Annotated in this window: 15 protein-coding genes; 4 read left to right on the top strand and 11 right to left on the bottom strand. The window is 74.3% G+C overall.

What is annotated here, in order from left to right; all coding sequences use genetic code 11:
• Nucleotides 1-94 precede the first annotated feature (94 nt).
• The 3 genes from OOK31_RS07545 to OOK31_RS07535 all read right to left on the bottom strand — a co-directional run bounded on the left by OOK31_RS07545 (nucleotide 95) and on the right by OOK31_RS07535 (nucleotide 3,112).
• The gene (locus OOK31_RS07545; RefSeq protein ID WP_267011550.1) at nucleotides 95-1,375 is read right to left on the bottom strand and encodes a ribonuclease D; all 1,281 of its coding nucleotides are present in this window, start codon (nucleotides 1,373-1,375) and stop codon (nucleotides 95-97) included.
• A gap of 124 nt (nucleotides 1,376-1,499) precedes the next feature.
• Nucleotides 1,500-2,162 (bottom strand): response regulator transcription factor, encoded by a 663-nt coding sequence (locus OOK31_RS07540; RefSeq protein WP_007267191.1) that lies wholly within the window; start codon nucleotides 2,160-2,162, stop codon nucleotides 1,500-1,502.
• 293 nt (nucleotides 2,163-2,455) lie between these two features.
• Nucleotides 2,456-3,112: a DUF3000 domain-containing protein gene (locus OOK31_RS07535; protein ID WP_267011549.1), complete on the bottom strand. Its 657-nt coding sequence runs from the start codon at nucleotides 3,110-3,112 to the stop codon at nucleotides 2,456-2,458.
• A 91-nt stretch (nucleotides 3,113-3,203) separates the two neighbouring features.
• Here OOK31_RS07535 and hemE point away from each other — a divergent pair, with 91 nt between their 5' ends.
• A complete protein-coding gene (hemE, locus tag OOK31_RS07530; RefSeq protein ID WP_267011548.1) occupies nucleotides 3,204-4,268 on the top strand; it encodes a uroporphyrinogen decarboxylase in 1,065 nt (354 codons plus the stop codon).
• Nucleotides 4,269-4,521: 253 nt separating this feature from the next.
• Here hemE and OOK31_RS07525 read toward each other — a convergent pair whose 3' ends face one another.
• Together OOK31_RS07525 and OOK31_RS07520 are read right to left on the bottom strand one after the other, a co-directional pair.
• On the bottom strand, nucleotides 4,522-5,904 hold the full coding sequence (locus OOK31_RS07525) for an FAD-dependent oxidoreductase (protein WP_267011547.1): 1,383 nt from the start codon (nucleotides 5,902-5,904) through the stop codon (nucleotides 4,522-4,524).
• A 76-nt stretch (nucleotides 5,905-5,980) separates the two neighbouring features.
• Nucleotides 5,981-7,003 (bottom strand): DUF4349 domain-containing protein, encoded by a 1,023-nt coding sequence (locus OOK31_RS07520; protein ID WP_267011546.1) that lies wholly within the window; start codon nucleotides 7,001-7,003, stop codon nucleotides 5,981-5,983.
• Nucleotides 7,004-7,143: 140 nt separating this feature from the next.
• On the opposite strand from OOK31_RS07520, the gene hemG reads away from it, so the two are divergent.
• A complete protein-coding gene (gene hemG, locus OOK31_RS07515) occupies nucleotides 7,144-8,601 on the top strand; it encodes a protoporphyrinogen oxidase (RefSeq protein WP_267011545.1) in 1,458 nt (485 codons plus the stop codon).
• 23 nt (nucleotides 8,602-8,624) lie between these two features.
• Nucleotides 8,625-9,338, top strand: a complete 714-nt coding sequence (hemQ, locus tag OOK31_RS07510; RefSeq protein ID WP_267011544.1) for a hydrogen peroxide-dependent heme synthase — start codon at nucleotides 8,625-8,627, stop codon at nucleotides 9,336-9,338.
• Between the two features lie 104 nt (nucleotides 9,339-9,442).
• On the opposite strand, the gene OOK31_RS07505 is transcribed toward hemQ, so the two are convergent.
• From OOK31_RS07505 to OOK31_RS07480, 6 genes are all read right to left on the bottom strand, one after another.
• Nucleotides 9,443-11,089, bottom strand: a complete 1,647-nt coding sequence (locus OOK31_RS07505) for an alpha/beta hydrolase (RefSeq protein ID WP_267011543.1) — start codon at nucleotides 11,087-11,089, stop codon at nucleotides 9,443-9,445.
• 126 nt (nucleotides 11,090-11,215) lie between these two features.
• Nucleotides 11,216-12,265 (bottom strand): TIGR04222 domain-containing membrane protein, encoded by a 1,050-nt coding sequence (locus tag OOK31_RS07500; protein ID WP_267011542.1) that lies wholly within the window; start codon nucleotides 12,263-12,265, stop codon nucleotides 11,216-11,218.
• Entirely contained in the window at nucleotides 12,262-13,617 is a 1,356-nt protein-coding gene (locus OOK31_RS07495) for a DUF692 domain-containing protein (protein WP_267011541.1), read from the bottom strand. Before OOK31_RS07495 ends, OOK31_RS07500 begins: the two co-directional genes overlap by 4 nt.
• A gap of 120 nt (nucleotides 13,618-13,737) precedes the next feature.
• Nucleotides 13,738-14,487, bottom strand: a complete 750-nt coding sequence (locus OOK31_RS07490) for an aminoacyl-tRNA hydrolase (RefSeq protein WP_267011540.1) — start codon at nucleotides 14,485-14,487, stop codon at nucleotides 13,738-13,740.
• Nucleotides 14,488-14,798: 311 nt separating this feature from the next.
• Nucleotides 14,799-15,668, bottom strand: coding sequence for a glycosyltransferase family 2 protein (locus tag OOK31_RS07485; RefSeq protein WP_267011539.1), 870 nt, complete (start codon nucleotides 15,666-15,668; stop codon nucleotides 14,799-14,801).
• Between the two features lie 17 nt (nucleotides 15,669-15,685).
• Nucleotides 15,686-17,047: a tetratricopeptide repeat protein gene (locus OOK31_RS07480; RefSeq protein WP_267011538.1), complete on the bottom strand. Its 1,362-nt coding sequence runs from the start codon at nucleotides 17,045-17,047 to the stop codon at nucleotides 15,686-15,688.
• 243 nt (nucleotides 17,048-17,290) lie between these two features.
• Here OOK31_RS07480 and OOK31_RS07475 point away from each other — a divergent pair, with 243 nt between their 5' ends.
• Entirely contained in the window at nucleotides 17,291-18,343 is a 1,053-nt protein-coding gene (locus tag OOK31_RS07475) for an NAD(P)-dependent oxidoreductase (protein ID WP_267011537.1), read from the top strand.
• Nucleotides 18,344-18,355: the final 12 nt, after the last annotated feature.

Genomic DNA, 18,355 nt, shown 5'->3' with positions numbered 1-18,355 from the left:
TTGTTGAGCGTGTTCAAAAGCCTGGGGGTGTCATGAGCGCGTAACAGAAAACCCCCGGCCGGAGGCCGGGGGTCTGCTGTGTGTCAGGTCGCGGTCAGTCGGTCGCGGCGAGGGCCGTGACCAGGGCCGCGGTGACCTGCTCGATCTGCCAGGGGCGGGCGCCGTAGCTCGCGAGGGTCGCCGCCACCGTCTCGGGCTCCAGCCGCTGCGGGGGCTCCCAGCACAGCCGGCGCACGGTGTCCGGGGTGATCAGGTTCTCCTGCGGCAGGTTCAGCCCCTCCGCGAGCGCCGTGACGGCCGTACGGGCCGCCGACAGCCGCGCGGCGGCGGCCGGGTCCTTGTCCGCCCAGGAACGCGGCGGCGGCGGGCCCGCCGGGGTGGCACCCGGCTGCGGCAGCTCGTTCTCGGGCAGCTCCTTCGCCCGGTCCACGGCGGCCATCCACTGGTCCAGCTGGCGCCGTCCCATCCGCTGCCCGTAGCCGGGCAGCGCCGACAGCGCGTGCACGTTCGCGGGCAGGGCGAGGGCGGCCTCGACGATCGCCGCGTCACCCAGCACCTTGCCGGGGGACACGTCGCGCCGCTGGGCGATCCGGTCGCGGGACTCCCACAGCTCCCGTACGACGGCCATCTGCCGGCGCCGGCGCACCTTGTGCATGCCGGACGTACGGCGCCACGGGTCCTTGCGCGGCGGGGCGGGCGGGGCGGAGGCGATGGCGTCGAACTCCTGGCGGGCCCACTCCAGCTTGCCCTGGCGGTCCAGTTCCTTCTCCAGGGCGTCCCGCAGGTCCACCAGCAGCTCCACGTCCAGAGCGGCGTAGCGCAGCCACGGCTCCGGCAGCGGTCGGGTGGACCAGTCGACGGCGGAGTGGCCCTTCTCCAGCACGTAGCCGAGCACGCTCTCGACCATCGCGCCGAGTCCGACCCGGGGGAAGCCGGCCAGCCGGCCCGCGAGCTCCGTGTCGAACAGGGAGGTGGGAGCCATGCCTATTTCGCGCAGGCAGGGCAGGTCCTGGGTGGCGGCGTGCAGGATCCACTCGGTGCCCGACAGGGCGTCGCCGAGGGTGGAGAGGTCCGGGCAGCCGACCGGGTCGATCAGTGCGGAGCCCGCGCCCTCGCGGCGCAGCTGCACCAGGTAGGCGCGCTGGCCGTAGCGGTATCCGGAGGCGCGTTCGGCGTCGACGGCCACGGGTCCGGTGCCCGCGGCGAAGGCCGCGACGACCCGGGCGAGGGCGTCCGCGTCGGCCACGACGGGGGGGATGCCCTCGCGGGGCTCTAGCAACGGAATCGGCAGCCCATCGGACGAAACCTCGTCGTCCGGGGGGCCGCCCCCGGTGGTGGTGCGCAGGTGTGCTGCGGTCTCTTGGGCGTCGGTCACCGGTCAAGGGTATCCGTGGATGTGACGCGCCCGTCGCCGGAACGTTCCGTCGACGGGCGCGAGGGGGGAGTGCGGACGTTTCCCGGGGTTCCCCGGCAGTTCGCCCGGGGTCCTCCGGGCGGGGTCAGTGGATGATCCCCGTCCGCAGTGCGACGGCGACCATCCCGGCCCGGTCGCCGGTGCCCAGCTTGCGGGCGATCCGGGCGAGGTGGGACTTGACGGTCAGGGCGGACAGGCCCATCGAGACGCCGATGGCCTTGTTGGACTGGCCCTCCGCGACGAGGCGCAGGACCTCGACCTCGCGGCCGGAGAGCTCTCGGTAGCCGCCCGGGTGGCTCGGGGCACCCGGGGGGCGGCGGTGCATACGGGCGGCGGCGGCACCGATGGGAGCGGCGCCGGGCCGGGTGGGGAGCCCGATGTTGGTCCGCGTACCGGTGACGACGTAGCCCTTCACACCGCCGGCGAGGGCGTTGCGGACGGCACCGATGTCATCGGCGGCGGACAGGGCCAGGCCGTTCGGCCAGCCGGCGGCGCGGGTCTCGGAGAGCAGGGTGAGACCGGAACCGTCGGGCAGGTGGACGTCGGCCACGCAGATGTCGCGCGGGCTGCCGACGCGGGGGCGGGCCTCCGCGATGGACGACGCCTCGATCACGTCACGGACTCCGAGGGCCCACAGATGGCGGGTCACGGTGGAACGGACGCGCGGGTCGGCCACGACGACCATGGCCGTCGGCTTGTTCGGGCGGTAGGCGACCAGGCTTGCGGGCTGCTCGAGAAGAACGGACACCTAGGCCTCCTGGGGGAGTGGCGGGACGGGCCGGCTCGGGGAAGGAAGCCGGTGCGAACCGTGCGGATGGTCACTGACTCCTTCGGCACGTCACCCGCCCGGCTTTAGGGAATGATCACGATTTGGTGAGTAACAATTCGGGCAATTCGGACGCACGATCGATCAAGGGATGATCAGAAGCCCGCAACGGACGCCCTGCTTTGACACTCCGTTACGCCCACGCCGGTCGTTCCCGGCGCGCACACGACCGCCGGGACCCCTCGCACGACCGTCGGGACCTTTTGCACGCCCGCCTACGGGTGGTGCGGACCGCGCCGCTGTGGCAGGGACACCACGCCCGTGACGGTGTCCGTCGGCCCCACCGGGGGCAGCCCCGCGATCTGGCACAGCAGCTCGCACCAGGCGGCCAGGTGCACCGAGGTGTCGGGCACCCCTCCGACCCCCTCCCGGGGGGTCCAGGAGGCTCTGATCTCGATCTGCGTGGCCGGACGCCGCTCCGCGAGCCCGCCGAAGTAGTGCGAGCTCGCCATCGTGACGGTCCCGCTCGCCTCCCCGTACGTCAGCCCGCGCGCGTCCAGCGCACCCGTCAGCCAGGACCAGCAGACCTCAGGCAGAAGTGGATCCGCAGCCATCTCCGGCTCCAGTTCCGCCCGTACCAGCGTCACCAGACGGAAGGTCCCCTGCCAGGCGTCGTGCCCGGCCGGGTCGTGCAGCAGGATGAGGCGGCCGTCGGCCAGGTCGTCCTCGCCGTCCACGACCGCCGCCTCCAGCGCGTACGCGTACGGCGCCAGTCTCTGCGGCGGCTTCGTCGGGTCGATCTCGATGCCCGACCGCAGCCTCGCCTTCTTCAAGCCGTCGACCGCCCGCCGGAACGGGAGCGGGACCGAGCTCTCCTTCGCGCTGTCCGTACCGTCAGCGCCATCTGAAAATCGTCCCTGAGCCGCAGCCATGCCGGGAAGACTAGGCGGAACGAGCGCCCGTACGGCGCAGGGACACCCTCACCGGGCCGGGCACTTCTTCATACGTGCGAAGATTTGGCGCGTGAGCGCCAATACCCGCCCCACGGGCCAGCCGAGCCAGACGTACGATTCCGCCTTCCTGAAGGCGTGCCGGCGGGAGCCGGTCCCCCACACGCCGGTGTGGTTCATGCGGCAGGCGGGACGCTCACTCCCCGAGTACCGCAAGGTGCGCGAAGGCACGGCCATGCTGGAGTCCTGCATGCGCCCCGACCTGGTCACCGAGATCACCCTGCAGCCCGTGCGGCGCCACAACGTCGACGCGGCGATCTTCTTCTCCGACATCGTCGTCCCGCTGAAGGCCATCGGCGTCGACCTGGACATCAAGCCGGGCGTCGGCCCGGTCGTCGCGCGGCCGATCCGCCGCCGCGAGGACCTCGCACAGCTGCGCGACCTCACCCCCGAGGACGTCTCGTACGTCACCGAGGCGATCGGCATGCTCACGGGTGAACTGGGCAGCACGCCGTTGATCGGATTCGCGGGCGCGCCTTTCACCCTCGCGAGCTACCTCGTCGAGGGCGGCCCGTCCAAGAACCACGAGCACACCAAGGCCCTCATGTACGGGGACCCGGAGCTGTGGGCGGACCTCCTCGACCGCCTCGCGGAGATCACCTCCGCGTTCCTGAAGGTCCAGATCGAGGCCGGCGCCTCCGCCGTCCAGCTCTTCGACTCCTGGGTCGGCGCGCTGGCCCCGGCCGACTACCGCCGCTCGGTGATGCCGGCGTCCGCGAAGGTCCTGGAGTCCGTCGCCTCGTACGGGGTCCCGCGGATCCACTTCGGCGTGGGCACCGGCGAGCTGCTGGGCCTCATGGGCGAGGCCGGCGCGGACGTCATGGGCGTCGACTACCGGGTCTCGCTGGACGAGGCCGTGCGCCGGGTCGGCCCCGGCAAGGCGCTCCAGGGGAACCTGGACCCCGCCGTCCTCTTCTCCACCACCGAGGCCGTGGAGGCCAAGACGGACGAGGTCCTCGCGGCCGCCGCCGGTCTTGAGGGCCATGTCTTCAACCTGGGTCACGGTGTCCTCCCGACGACGGACCCGGACGCCCTGACCCGCCTGGTGGACTACGTCCACACCAAGACGCAGCGTTAGTCGGCCGCTGCGCGGGGCGGTCCCCTGCCCGCCCTTCCACCGTTCCCGCCTCAGTCGCCGGCGCGGCTCACTACACGGCGCTCCGCGCCCGCGCCTCAATCGCCGGCGGGGCTGGAAGTGCCCTCCGGGCACTCCAGCCACCGCCGGGCGACGATCCAGCCCCGCCAGGGGGCACCTCCCAGCGGTAGCTGGGGGAGTTTGAGGCGCGGGGTCTGGGGCGGAGCCCCAGGGAAGCCCCGCGCAGCGGACTCCGTCAGACCCCCGCCGCCCGCACCGCGGACACCGCGCGGCGGGCCGCCACCAGGACCGGGTCCCACACGGGAGAGAACGGCGGGGCGTAGCCCAGGTCCAGGGAGACGATCTGGTCCACGGTCATCCCGGAGGTGAGGGCGACCGCCGCCACGTCCACCCGCTTCGCGGAGCCCGCGCCGCCCACGATCTGGACACCCAGGAGGCGGCCCGTGCGGCGCTCCGCCAGCATCTTCACGGTCATCTCGGCCGCCCCCGGGTAGTAGCCGGCCGTGTTCGTCGAGCGGATCGTGGCCGTGACGAATCGCAGGCCCGCCTCCAGCGCGTCGCGCTCGCGCAGCCCCGTACGGGCGATCTCCAGGTCGCAGACCTTGCTGACGGCCGTGCCGACCACCCCGGGGAAGGTCGCGTAGCCGCCGCCCACGCCCGAGCCGATCACCTGGCCGTGCTTGTTGGCGTGCGTGCCCAGCGGGATGTGCCGGGTGCGGCCCGCCACCAGGTCGAGGACCTCCACGCAGTCGCCGCCCGCCCAGATCTCCTCGTAGCCCCGCACCCGCATCGACAGGTCGGTCAGCAGACCGCCCGAGGTGCCCAGCGGGAGGCCCGCCGCGCGGGCCAGCGCCGTGCGCGGCTCCACGCCGATGCCGAGTACCACCACGTCCGCCGGGTACTCCGTACCGGCCGCCGTGGCCACTGCCACCGCCCGGCCCTCCTCGTCGGTGAGGACCTTCGTGACCTCGGCGTGGGAGACCGTGACGATGCCCATGCCGTTCATCGCGCTGTGCACCAGGCCGCCCATGTCCGGGTCCAGCGTGGCCATCGGCTGCTCGCCCCGGTGCAGGACGGTGACCTCGAAGCCCCGGTTCACCAGGGCCTCCGCCATCTCCACCCCGATGTAGCCCGCGCCGACCACGACCGCCCGACGGCCCCGCGTACGTTCCAGACCGTCCATGAGGCGCTGGCCGTCGTCCAGGGACTGGACCCCGTACACCCCGTGCGCGCCGATGCCGGGCAGCCGGGGGCGGACCGGGCGGGCGCCCGTCGCCAGGACCAGCTTGTCGTAGTCCGTCCAGGACTCGGCGCCGCTGTCCAGGTCCCGGGCGCGGACCCGGCGGCCCGCCAGGTCCAGCTCCACGACCTCGGTGCGGGTGCGCAGGTCGATGTCCCGGGCCCGGTGCTCCTCGGGGGTGCGGGCGATCAGCTCGTCCCGGCCGGCGACCTGGCCGCCGATCCAGTACGGGATCCCGCAGGCCGAGTAGGAGGTGAACCGGCCGCGCTCGAAGGCGGTGATCTCCAGCTCCGCCGGGCCCTTCAGCCGCCGGGCCTGCGACGCGGCGGACATCCCCGCCGCGTCACCGCCGACCACCACCAGTCGTTCCTTCGCCATCGTCCGCCCCGTCCCGCCGCTGCCGCCGCCGTCATCGTCCGTCGCCTACGGGGACACGCTACGGCGGGACCGGTGCTCAGCCCTCCACATCCGCCTCAGCGCCGGTGGGGCCGGGCGCCGCCGGGGCCTCCGCGGCCCGTGCGGCCTGCGCGGCAGGGGCCTGGCGGGGCACCCGCGGGGTCAGGCCCTCCTTCGGCTTCGCCGGGCGCAGCCGCCGGTACAGCCGGAACCCGAACAGGGCGACGGCCGCCGTCAGCGCGAACGGCAGCACCGCCGCGAGCGCCAGGGCCAGGTAGCGCAGCAGCGTGGAGAACACGGTCCAGCCGCCGCCGAGGGCGTCCCCGAAGCCGGGCTCCTCCTCCTTCTTCTGCTCCGCGGGCTTCGCGGCCGGCTCGGAGACCGTGACGGTGATCGTGCCCAGCGCGGTCTGGTCCTTCAGCGCGGTCTGCTGGGCCAGCAGCGACTCCAGGTCGGACTGGCGCCGGCTCAGCTCGCCCTCCAGCATGACCACCTCGCTGAGCCCCGACGCCTTCTCCATCATGTCCCGCACCCGGGCGACGCTGGCCTGCTGCGACCTGACCCGGCTGTCGACGTCGGCGACCTTCTCGGTGACGTCCTGCGCCTCGATCTTGCGGTTCAGGAGCTTGCCGCTGCCCTCCAGGGCGCTGATCACCGAGTCGAAGCGGTCCCCGGGCACCCGCAGGGTCACCGTCGAGGTGATCCGGCCCGCGGAGTCGCGGTCGGTGGACTCGTTGCCCACGTACCCGCCCGCGCCCTCGGCCGCCGTACGGGCCGCCGCCAGGGCCTTCTGCGGTTCGGCCGTCTCGATGCCGAGCCGGCCGGTACGGATGATGTGCGGGCGTACGGCGGCGGGCTGCTGCGCCGCGGGCTGCTGTCCGGCCCTGGCGTCGGCCGCGGCCGGCGGGGCGGCCGCCCCGGCACCGGGCTTGGCAGCGGCGGCCCCCTCCCGGGGGGCGACGGCCGCCTTGTCGGAGGAGGCCGTGGAGCCGTCGGCGCCGCAGCCCGCCAGGGCCAGGGAACCGGCCAGGGACAGCGCGGCCAGAGCCGCCGCCGAACGGTGTCTGTGGAGCGTGCGCATGGTGAATACCCCCCGAGGGATCGGCTGATGTCGCCGTTTCGACGTACAGGGTCCCGTCGCGGGTTTCGCACACACGGCCTCGACGCGGTCCCGATGAGGTCACGGTCCGGCCTCGCCGGACGGTCTGAGACGATGTGTCCATGCACGAAGCGGACATGCGTACGGACAGGCCGGCCACCCCCGGCCACGTCGTCGTCATCGGCGGCGGGATCGCGGGCCTCGCCGCGGCCCACCGGCTGCTCGCCGACGGCCTGCGCGTGACCCTCCTGGAAGCCGGCCCGCGCCTCGGCGGCAAGCTGCACGCGGGCGAACTCGCGGGAGCCCGCGTCGACCTCGGCGCCGAATCGATGCTCGCCCGCCGCCCCGAAGCCGTGGACCTGGCCCGCGCCGTGGGCCTCGGCGACGCCCTCCAGCCGCCCGCCACCGCCACCGCCCACCTGTGGACCCGGGGCGCCCTGCGGCCCATGCCCCGCGGCCACGTCATGGGCGTCCCCGCCGACTCCGGCCCGCTCGCCGCCTCCGGGGTGCTCTCCGCGCAGGGCCTGGCCCGGATCGAGGCCGAACGCGACCTGCCGCCCGCCGAGCTCGGCGAGGACGTCGCCGTCGGCGAGTACGTCGCCGCCCGCCTGGGCCACGAGGTCGTCGACCGGCTCGTGGAACCGCTGCTCGGCGGGGTCTACGCGGGCAACGCCTACCGCATCTCCATGCGGGCCGCCGTGCCCCAGCTCTTCGAGGCCGCCCGCACCCACCCCCTGCTGGGCGAGGGCGTACGGGAACTGCAGCGCCGGGCGGCGCTGCGGCCCGAGGCGGCCGGCCCCGTCTTCACCGGCATCGACGGCGGCATCGGACGGCTCCCGCTCGCCGTGGCCGACGCCTGCCGGGCCGCCGGCGCCGACCTGCGCACCGGTACCCCGGTGCGCGAGGTCCTCCGTACGCCCACGGGCTGGCAGGTCGTGACCGGCGGCGCCGACCCCGGGGCCGTCGAGGCCGACGGGGTGGTCCTGGCCGTCCCCGCCGGGCCCGCCGCCGACCTGCTCGGCGCACTCGCCCCGGCCGCCGCCGCGGCCCTGCGCGAGGTCGAGTACGCCTCCATGGCCCTGGTCACGATGGCCTTCCGGCGCTCCGACCTGCCCGCCGCGATCACCGGGGGCGACGCCAGCGGCTTCCTCGTACCGCCCGTGGACGGCCGCACCGTCAAGGCCTCCACCTTCTCCAGCAACAAGTGGGCCTGGGCCGGCGCCGACCCGGACCTCTTCCTGCTGCGCACCTCCGTCGGCCGCCACGGCGACGACGCCGACCTCAAGCGGGACGACGCCGAACTGGTCGACGTCTCGCTCGCCGACCTCGGCGAGGCCGTCGGCCTCACCGCCCGCCCCGTGGCCTCCACCGTCACCCGCTGGGACGGCGGCCTGCCCCAGTACCCGGTCGGCCACCTCACCCGCGTCGCCCGGATCCGGGCCGCCGTGGGGGAGCTGCCGGGCCTCGCGGTGTGCGGAGCCCTCTACGACGGCGTCGGGATCCCGGCCTGCATCTCCAGCGCGGGGAAGGCCGCCGACGTGGTGCGTGCCACGTTGGCCACCCCTGGCACCGACCACTGATCAGCACACGGGACAATGGACACATGACTGCACCAGAGAAGATTCCCAACGCGGGGAAGAAGGCGAAGGACCTCAACGAGGTCATCCGCTACACCCTGTGGTCCGTCTTCAAGCTGAAGGACGTCCTGCCGGAGGACCGCAGCGGCTTCGCCGACGAGGTCCAGGAGCTGTTCGACCAGCTGGCCGCCAAGGACATCACGGTCCGCGGCACCTATGACGTCTCCGGCCTGCGCGCCGACGCTGACGTCATGATCTGGTGGCACGCGGAGACCGCGGACGAGCTGCAGAGCGCCTACAACCTGTTCCGCCGCACCAAGCTGGGCCGCGCGCTGGAGCCGGTGTGGTCGAACATGGCCCTGCACCGCCCCGCCGAGTTCAACAAGTCGCACATCCCGGCCTTCCTGGCCGACGAGGTCGCCCGCGACTACGTCAGCGTGTACCCGTTCGTGCGCTCGTACGACTGGTACCTGCTGCCCGACGAGGACCGCCGCCGCATGCTCGCCGACCACGGCAAGATGGCCCGCGGCTACCCCGACGTGCGTGCCAACACCGTCGCCTCCTTCTCGCTGGGCGACTACGAGTGGATGCTCGCCTTCGAGGCCGACGAGCTCTACCGCATCGTCGACCTCATGCGTCACCTGCGTGCCTCCGAGGCCCGTATGCACGTCCGTGAAGAGGTGCCCTTCTACACCGGACGCCGCAAGTCCGTCGCCGATCTGGTGGCCGGGCTCGCCTGATACCTCCCCTGGGGGGAAGGACCGGAGGACCGCAGACCAGCGGCCCCCGGTGATCGGGAGGCCCTGCCCCCGAATCGACGCAGCCGGAGACCCCGCCCGGAAGTTCAGACGACTGGCGGCAGCAGCGCCCTGGGAGCGCTTGCTGCCCGGTCGTCCAGCGACACCGGTGCGGGCTCCGGATGCGGCGCGCACGACACGCGCCACCCCGGGGTGGCGCCCGTCAGCAGATACCGCTCCACGTGCCGGTCCACGCAGTCGTTGCGTCCGCCGGCCACCCCGTGGGTGCCCGCGCCCCGCTCCGTGACCAGCGACGCCCGCGCACCGAGCCGCCGTTGCAGCTCCAGCGCCCCCGGATAGGGCGTCGCACCGTCCCGCTCCGCCGCCACGATCAGCGTCCCCGGCAGTGGGCCCCGCCCCTGCCCGACCTCCACCGGCCGCTGCCGGCCGGGCACCGGCCAGGAGGCGCACGGCAGGTTCAGGAAGGCGTTCGCCCAGGTCTCGAAGGGCGCCCGGCGGGCCAGTTCGGTGTTGTCCCGGTCCCAGGTCTCCCAGTCGGCGGGCCACGGGGCGTCGTTGCACAGCACCGCCGTGTACACGGCCGTAGAGTTCGCGGCCTCCCGCACCGTCTCCGGGTCGCGCGCGGCCTGCTCCGTCAGCGGGCCCGGGTCCCCGCGCAGGTAGGCGGCGAGGGCGGCGGCCCGCTCCGGCCAGACGTCGTCGTAGTAGGCCGTCTGGAGGTAGGCCGCGTGCAGTTCGCCCGTCCCGACGGCCCCGTCCGCCGGGGTACGGGCCACGGCCGCGCGGACCCGCTCGTAACTCGCCTGCACGGCCTGCGGGGTGGCGCCCAGCCCGTACGAGGCGTGGTGGCGGGCCGCCCAGGAGCGGAAGTCGGCCCAGCGGCGCTCGAAGCCCGGGGCCTGCCCGAGGTTGTCGAGGTACCAGACGCGCCGCGGATCCGGATCGACCGCCGAGTCGAAGACCATGCGGCGCACCCGGTCCGGGAAGAGGGTCGCGTACACCGCCCCCAGGTAGGTGCCGTACGAGGCGCCCATGAAGGTCAGCCGCCGCTCGCCCAGCGCCGCCCGCAGCACGTGCAGGTCGCGGACGTTGTCCAGGGTCGAGTAGTGGGCCAGCGCCGGGCCCGCGTGCCGGGCGCAGCCGAGGGCGTAGGCCCGGGCGGCGGCCCGCCGCTCCTGCTTGTACGCGGCCGAGGGGCGGGCCGGCACCTGGGTGGGGCCGTGCGGGAGCTGCGCCGGGTCCAGGCAGGTCAGCGGGGCGGACCGGCCGACACCGCGCGGGGCGTAGCCGACGAGGTCGTAGGCGGCGGCGACGCCCCGCCAGGCCGGCCGGTCGGCGAGCAGGGGGAAGAACATCCCGGAGGCTCCCGGACCGCCCGGGTTGTACACGAGCGCGCCCTGACGGCGGGCGCCGCCGCGGCCCGTGGCGGGGACCCGGCTGACGGTGAGGGAGATCTGCGGGCCGTCGGGCCGGGTGTAGTCGAGGGGGACGCGCAGCGCGGCGCAGCGGACGGGGGCGGGCAGCTGTTCGGCGCGGGGGCAGGGCCCGAAGTCCAGCCCGCCGGCGGCGCGGTGGGCGGCCAGTTCGGCGCCCGCGTTCCCGGCGGCGGTGCGGGCGGGCCCGGGCACCGGGCCGTCGGCACCGTCGGCGCGGGCGGACGTCGGGGCGGGGGCGCACAGGGCGAGGGACAGGGCCGCCGCCGCGGTCCCGTAGCGTGCGAGTGCCGTCCGCATGGCGGCCCCTCCATCTCATCGGCTGATCCGATGAGATGTCACCGCCCTGTCCCTGTACAGGTCCGTCGCCGGGTGTCGCACGCCGTACCCCCGAATTGCCCTACGCCGGCGCGGCCCGCCCGGGGCTCAGGAACTGCTGGAGCAGCTCGAACCGGAGGAACTGGAGCAGCTGGAGCTGCTGGAACCGCTGGAGCAGCTCGAACCGGAGGACCCGCCACAGCTGGAACTGCTCCCGCCGCAGCTGGAACCGCCGCCTCCGCAGCTGCTGCCCGAGGACCCGCAGCCCGAGCCGCCCCCGCCCGAGCCGCTGTCGCTGCTGGCGCACCAGAGCACCGGGAGCAGCTCGGCGGAGGACGTGGACGACGTGGACGGGCCCGACGTGGCGCGCGTACGCCCCCGCGACTGGGCCGCCGCGAGCCGGGTGGCGCGCGCGGCGGGCACCAGCTGGGCTCGCAGGTACGGGTCGCGCAGCCCGGACAGCCCGAACAGGGAGGTCCGTACGTAGGAGTCCTCGGCGCCCGCGTACCGGGCGCGCATCGCGGCGAGGGCCCGGCGGCCGGCCGGGGCCACCCGCTGCCCGGCCCGCTTCGCACAGACGGCGCCCATGACCACCCCGCCCACCAGGACGGGCAGCACCTTGACGATGAACGGCACCTGGGGCCCGGGCTCCAGCGCCCAGGCCACGAAGGTGAGCGGCAGCGACAGCGGCACCCACACCCCGCACACGGCGGCCTGCGCCACCCCCCAGTGCCGCAGCCCGCGCCCTTGGCCGGGCGGCGACAGCAGCCCGCGCGCGGCGAGCCCGTCCCCGGTCTCCTGCACGGCCGGGTCGAGCATGGCGGCGTAGCGCACCTGGTACAGCCAGCCGGACGGGGCCCGGCGCAGGGCCTCCAGCACGGCGCGTTCGCCGATCCCGGCGGCCCTCGCCCCGGGGCGCGGCTGGACGATCCCGGGGCCGCCGACCACCAGCCGGCCGTCCGTCAGCAGCGCGACGAGCGCGGCGTCCACCACGGCGCCCGGGCCGCCCGCCAGGAACGCGGCCTCGGACAGGTCGTGCAGGGCGGCGTCCGCGCCGGCCGGGGCCGGGCGGCCGCGGCGCAGGGCGCGCAGCAGGAGGACGGTGGAGGTGACGACCGCGATCCAGAGCAGGACGGCGAAGAGGTCGAGGGCGCTCATGCCCCCCTCCCCACCAGGGCCCGGGCCCAGCGCACGATCCGGCGGGACGGCCGGGCCCCCGCCCGGTCCTGCCACCAGGCGGTGAGCCGGCGGCGGGCGGCCGGGTCGGCCGGCAGGTCCTGGATCAGCAGGTGCTCGGCGAAGTCCAGCGCGTCGCGGCGGTACCCGGCCGTCATGGGGCGGTTGCGGGCGTAGCGGACGAACGCCTCCCGGTAGGCGGCGGGGCCGCCCAGGATCTGCGGCAGCTCGGGCGCGAGCTTCGCGACGACCGAGGCCCGCTTGGCGGTCAGGGCCCGCGCCTGGACGCGGATCCGCTGCCGGTCGAAGCCCTCGGGGACGGGGGTCCCGGCCACCAGCGCGGAGAGCAGCGCCGCCTGCCCGAGGGCCACCCGCGTCCGCGCGGCCTCACCGGCGACGAAGCCCTCCGGGTCGCCGGCGGTGACCGGGGCCCGCCCGGCCGGCGCGTGCGGCCGGCCGGGAGCCCCGGAGGCCGCCGCGGGTGCCTGCGGAGCCGCCGTGCCCGGGGCGTCCCCGGTGGCGGTCGTCACGACCTCGCGGATCCGGGACAGTTCACCGGCCAGTTCCGCCTCCGCCGGGAAGTCGTCGTCGCGCTCCAGCAGCACCCCCGGCGGGTCCACCCGCTCGCGCAGCCGGGCCAGTACGTCGAGCACCACCGGCGGCACCGGGTGCGCGTGGGTGTCGTGCCAGACGCCGTCGCGCTCCACACCCCCGGCGACGTGCACGTAGGCGAGGGCCTCCAGCGGGATCGCGTCCAGTACGGCCGCCGGGTCCTCGCCCCGGTTGACCCGGTTCGTGTGCAGGTTGGCCACGTCCACGAGGAGCCGTACGCCGGTCCGCTCCACCAGCTCCGTCAGGAACTGTCCCTCCGTCAGTTCCTCCCCGGGCCAGGAGATCAGCGCGGCGATGTTCTCCAGCGCCAGCGGCACCGGCAGGGCGTCCTGCGCGATCCGGACGTTCTCGCACAGCACGTCCAGCGCGTCCCGGGTACGGGGCACGGGCAGCAGGTGTCCGGCCTCCAGCGCGGGCGAGGAGGTCCGTACGAAGGCGATGTGCTCGGTGACCAGCGGCGCCCCCAGTGCCACCGCACGCTCCCCGAGCGCGGCCAGCTTGCCGGGGTCGGGGCGGTCGGCGCCGCCGATGCCCAGCGAGACCCCGTGCGGGACCACGCGGACACCGCGCTCGCGCAGCCGCAGCAGGGACGCGGGCAGGTGGCCGGGACAGACGTTCTCGGCCACCACCTCGACCCAGTCCAGACCCTCCAGCCGTTCGACCGCGTCCGCGATCTCCGGCCGCCAGCCGATGCCCACCCCCAGGCGTGCCATGGGCTTCATGTCCCCCTCGCCCCCTCTCGACGGTCCTTGCGGTCCTGTGCCGGTGTCATGGCCCCGACGCGCTCGGGCCAACCGTGAGCGAGGGACGTTCAGAGCAACATTTGAGGTTCCCGCCCCACCTCAGAGGCGGGCGCGCAGCGCCGGGTGGTCCGAGACCACCGTGCAGGAACCCGGGGCGATCTCCGTGAAGCCCGCGTCCCGCACCACCGGCAGGCCGCTCCCGCTGAGCTCGGCCCACCGCTCGCGCGGGGCGGTGCGTACGGCCAGCCGGAAACCGGAGTCCTGCCACGCCGCCCGCTCGGCCCGGGTCAGCTCCCACCAGGCCAGCTGCGCCGCGTGCCCGGCCTGCGCCATCGCCTTGCCGGCGGACATGTCGAGGTCCGGGTTCAGCCACAGCACCGGCAGCCCCTCCCCGGCGGCGCCGGCCGGCTCCGGGTCGTCCAGGTCGGTGCCCGACACCTGGAGCTTGGCCAGCTCCTTGGGCCAGCCGTCCAGCGGCACCGGCGGGAACACCCGCACCTCCGAGTGGTCCCCGCGCACGGTGACCCCGGGCAGGGTCCCCGCCTTGCGCCACTCCGCGCCGCGCGCCCGCCGCACGACCTTGCGGATCCGGGCGTCCTGCCAGTCGCGGACCGCCTCGGCCCACTCGCCCTCGCCGTGCGCCCGCTCGTCCGTCAGCAGGACCAGTACCGCGCGGGCGGCCGTCTCCAGGGCGTCCGTCCGGGCCGGCGGGTCCGTCTTCTCGATCCGTACGACCAGGGGCAGCACGAACTGCGGTGCCTCGTCGCGGTGCGCGTGGCCCTGCCGGAACGGGCTGTCCGCCCCTACGGCGGGTACGTCGGAGGTGTCAGGGGAGTGCTCGGTGCTCATCCCGCCAAGGATGCCAGGCTCCCCCTTGAGGATGATGCCGAGGGTGCCCGGGCCGGGCGAGGATCGACGGCATGAAGAGCGATCTTATCGACGCACTCGCCGTGTCCCCCGCAAGTCGTGTCGTATAGGGGTCCGCTGGAGCCCGGGCCGGTGTCGCGTACGGTACGGGTCCCGGTGTCGCATTCGAGCGCGGCGAAGACCCTACCACCGTGGCGGGCGTCACACTCGATGGAGTGAGGACGCGCTGCGGTGGCACGTCTGTGTAGGTAGAGCCAGCACAACCAGATCCTGGCCGTCGTCGTCGGCGGCGATCAGATGACCGGGGGTCGGCCCAGCTGGGTCATCCGCCACACGGTCCGCCAGCGCATGGGTCGCCTTGGCGGGCAGGGCACCCGTACGCCTTCGAAGAATCCGGCCCACCAGGCGGCCAGGCCGGACGGCGGGGGTCGCTGCGCGAGCGTGTACGCGGCCCAGGTCGCGAGGTAGACCGGGATCAGGACGGCGGGCAGGTGCCGCTTGGCCAGCCAGACGCGGTTCCGGCCGGTGTTGCGGTAGTAGACCGCGTGCCGGGACGCCTCGGTGCGGGGGTGCTGGAGCACCATGTCCGCCCGGTAGTCGATCTCCCAGCCGGCGTCGAGCGCCCGCCAGGCGAAGTCGGTCTCCTCGTGGGCGTAGAAGAACTGGGTGGGGAAGTCGCCTACCTGGTCGATCACGGTCATGCGGATGGCGTGGCCGCCGCCGAGGAACGTGGTCACCGGCCCGGACACCATGGGGTTCTTGCCGCCCAGACGGGGGACGTGCCTGCGCTGGCTTGCCCCGGTCTCGTCCGCGATGCGGAAGCCCGCGATGCCCAGGCGTGGCCTGCTGGCGAACACTTCCCGGACTAGGCGGAAGGTGTCGGTGCGGGGCAACAGGCCGTCGTCGTCCAGGACCACGACGACGTCCACGCCGCCGCGCTCGCGCAGCCAGGCCACGCCGGCGTTCCGGCCGCCGGGGATGCCCAGGTTGCGGGGCAGCTCCACGCCGTCCACGCCGTCCGGGAGGGGTGGGAGTTTCACGCCCTGGCCGAGGACGACGACGGTTGCCGGATCGCCTTCCTGGGCGCCCACGGAGGCCAGCAGGGCCCCCAGTTCTGCGGGCCGGTCGCCCATGGTCAGGACCACAACCCCGATCTTCGGCATTCTGGTGTTCGTTCCTTTCACGCCTGGTTGTTGAGCAGTTCGGTGGCGCGCTGGTTCAGGCTGGCCGCGCCGGCCACACCGCGCTTGCGGTACCGGGTCGCCGCCGCCTGGATCTCCCTGACTGCCTGCCTGTTGCGGTCGGAGACCACGCCGCCCATGAAGTCCAGGGACCTGGTCCACAGGCCCACGGCTTCCTCGTGCCGGTGCTGCCCGGCCACCGATCGCCCCAGGTTGGCCATGGTCAGCCCGTGCTTGAGCTGGTAGGTGCCCGGGGTTCGGCCCGCCAGGGCCCGCCGGTAGTGCCGTTCGGCTGCGGTGTGGTCCTTCATCGCGGTCAGGGTCTTTCCCATGTGGGAGGCGACCGTGGCCGCCACCGGGCCCGAGGCGGCGGCGTAGGCGGTGACTGGGTCGCGGGTGTCCGTCACGGCGTCCTCGGCGGCCAGAAGCGCCCGTGCCGCCCTGGCGCTCTGGCCGCCGGCCCCGTACGCGCGGGCGCACGTGACCAGGAGCAGGGCCTCGGTCTGCCGGTCGACCTTCCCCGCCGCCCTGCCCAGGGCGGCTTCGGCCAGCTCGGGACATGAGCGGGGGTGGCCCAGGTCAAGGGCCTGATGGGTCAGGGCCCGCATCATCCACGCGGCGTGGCCGTTCGGGTCGGCCTCGCAGGCGAGCTGGTAGCCCAGCAGGTAGTACCGCTGTGTGGCGCCCTCCCGGCCGAGGTCGTGGTGTTTCCAGCCGACCAGGCAAGCCAGCTGGGCCGCCGCCGCGAACGCCTCGGAGCGGACCGTGGCGGAGGGGAACCGGGCGGTGAGCATCGGGGCGACGGTGTCGGTGAGGTAGGCAGTGACGGTGGTCAGGCCGTGGCCGCCGCCCATGCGTTCGTCCACGCTGCGGAACGTCTCGGTCAGCTGCCGGACCGTGGTCACCTCGGTCGGGCCGACGCTGCCGCCGGTCTCGGCGGCTCGGAGCGTCGCGGCGACCGCTTCGTGGTCGTAGGCCAGAGGCAGGCCGACGGCGGCGGCGGTGAACGCGGCGCCGAGGAAGTCGCGGCGACGTTGCATGACGGACCTCCCGAGATCGGCGATGGCGGCCAGTGGATCGGCTTCCAGGACGCCACCGATGACAGCGGAGCCTAGACCGATCTCGGCGACCGTCACCCGCCGCTTCGTCCGTCTCGTCAGGGCCTCGGCAATGTAGAACGGCGTCTGGCCGGAGGGTGTACCCCCTGCAACCCAGTAGGCGACGGCCGACGGCCCGGTACTCAACCGCTGGCCGGCCTCGGCCGCCACAGAGCGGATCTCCCTGGCCAGCGCGTAGTACGTGGCCCCGGACTCGGCGATCACGTCCGCTAACGCGTTGTTCGGTGTCCGGTCCCCTGCCAATGTCGGCCCCCTCGGAAGCGATCTTGAACGGGTTGAACGGGTTGCCACTTCGCCCACGGTACTCACTTTCCGTGCTGGGGCGTTCACTGTTCATCAGCCCGCCCGGGGCTGCACCACCGCTCCTTCCGGTGGAGCCGACCCCTGCCCCGGGCGGTGCCCGCCGGGGTGGCGGGAAGGCGGTCCCAAGCCGGTCCGGTCGCAACCTCCCCGTCGCCCCCTTCCGCCGAATCCGAGGAGACCACCGTGACGTTGACCGACGCCGACCTGTCCGCCGCCCTCGCCGACTCAACCGTGGTGGTCACCGGGGGCGGGGGCCTGGTCGGCTCCCGCATCACCGCCCGACTTCGCGCGGCCGGGGCCCGCGTGATCGCCGTGGGCAAGCTCGACGCCTACCCCGCCGCCGTCTACGCCGACCTGTTCGGCGTGCACGCCACCGACCGGGACACCATCGTGGGCGACATTGCGGACGCGACCCTGATGGACCACGTCGTCCGGGAAGCGGACTACGTGATCCATGCCGCGGCCGTCGCCGATGTGGCCGCCTGCACCCGCAATCCCATGGTCGCGATCCAGACCAACGTCACCGGCACGCAGGTCCTCCTGGACGCGGTCCGCCGCTGCAACGCCCGCGTACGCCGGTTCGTGTTCGTCTCCTCGGCGGCCGTCTACGGCAACGGCGACCCCAAGCGCCACGACGTGCAGACCTGGCACGAGGACCGGCCCCTGGCCCCGCTCTCGGTCTACGCGAACACGAAGGCGTGGGGTGAGGCGCAGACCGCGCTGGTGCTGGGCAAGGCCAACGTCTCCCACACCTCGGTCCGGTACTTCTCCGTCTACGGCGAGCCCCAGACCGTCAAGGAGGGATCGCACTCCTGGGTGGTCGCCTGGATGGCGATGCGCGCGAAGCTCGGCCTCCCTCTGCACCTGAACGGCGGCGGCCGGCAGGTCCGCGACTTCGTCCACGTCGAAGACATCGCCGAAGCCACCATCAGGGCCATGCTCGCCCCCGGCGCCGACCGGCAGATCCTGAACGTCGGCACCGGCCAGGCCACGTCCATCGCCGACGTGGCTCACCTCATCCGCCGCCACTACCCCGAAGCCGAGTTCCAGGACCGGCCGCTGCCCGAGGGCGACCCGCTCGGCGGGACGGCCGGCACGGCCCGCGTGACCGCCGCCCTGGACTGGGAGCCCCGGATCACGGTGGCCGAGGGCGTGGCCCGCTACGTCGCCTGGCTCGACAACACCCCCGCCGCCCTGCCCGACTTCCTGCGCCGTGAGGCCGCCGAAGCCGCCTGAACCTCCCGCCCC

This window comes from Streptomyces sp. NBC_00249 (genome assembly GCF_026342355.1).
In the GTDB taxonomy this organism is placed as follows: domain Bacteria; phylum Actinomycetota; class Actinomycetes; order Streptomycetales; family Streptomycetaceae; genus Streptomyces.
Note: the sequence above shows the minus strand (reverse complement) of the source record. Positions and strands in the feature narration are given on the sequence as shown.

Coding starts and splice junctions, on each gene's coding strand:
- OOK31_RS07535 (WP_267011549.1), bottom strand. CDS start 3,112: ATGGCTGCGGCTCAGGGACGATTTTCAGATGGCGCTGACGGTACGGAC.
- OOK31_RS07525 (WP_267011547.1), bottom strand. CDS start 5,904: ATGGCGAAGGAACGACTGGTGGTGGTCGGCGGTGACGCGGCGGGGATG.
- OOK31_RS07520 (WP_267011546.1), bottom strand. CDS start 7,003: ATGCGCACGCTCCACAGACACCGTTCGGCGGCGGCTCTGGCCGCGCTG.
- hemG (WP_267011545.1), top strand. CDS start 7,144: ATGCACGAAGCGGACATGCGTACGGACAGGCCGGCCACCCCCGGCCAC.
- hemQ (WP_267011544.1), top strand. CDS start 8,625: ATGACTGCACCAGAGAAGATTCCCAACGCGGGGAAGAAGGCGAAGGAC.
- OOK31_RS07505 (WP_267011543.1), bottom strand. CDS start 11,089: ATGCGGACGGCACTCGCACGCTACGGGACCGCGGCGGCGGCCCTGTCC.
- OOK31_RS07500 (WP_267011542.1), bottom strand. CDS start 12,265: ATGAGCGCCCTCGACCTCTTCGCCGTCCTGCTCTGGATCGCGGTCGTC.
- OOK31_RS07495 (WP_267011541.1), bottom strand. CDS start 13,617: ATGAAGCCCATGGCACGCCTGGGGGTGGGCATCGGCTGGCGGCCGGAG.
- OOK31_RS07490 (WP_267011540.1), bottom strand. CDS start 14,487: ATGAGCACCGAGCACTCCCCTGACACCTCCGACGTACCCGCCGTAGGG.
- OOK31_RS07485 (WP_267011539.1), bottom strand. CDS start 15,668: ATGCCGAAGATCGGGGTTGTGGTCCTGACCATGGGCGACCGGCCCGCA.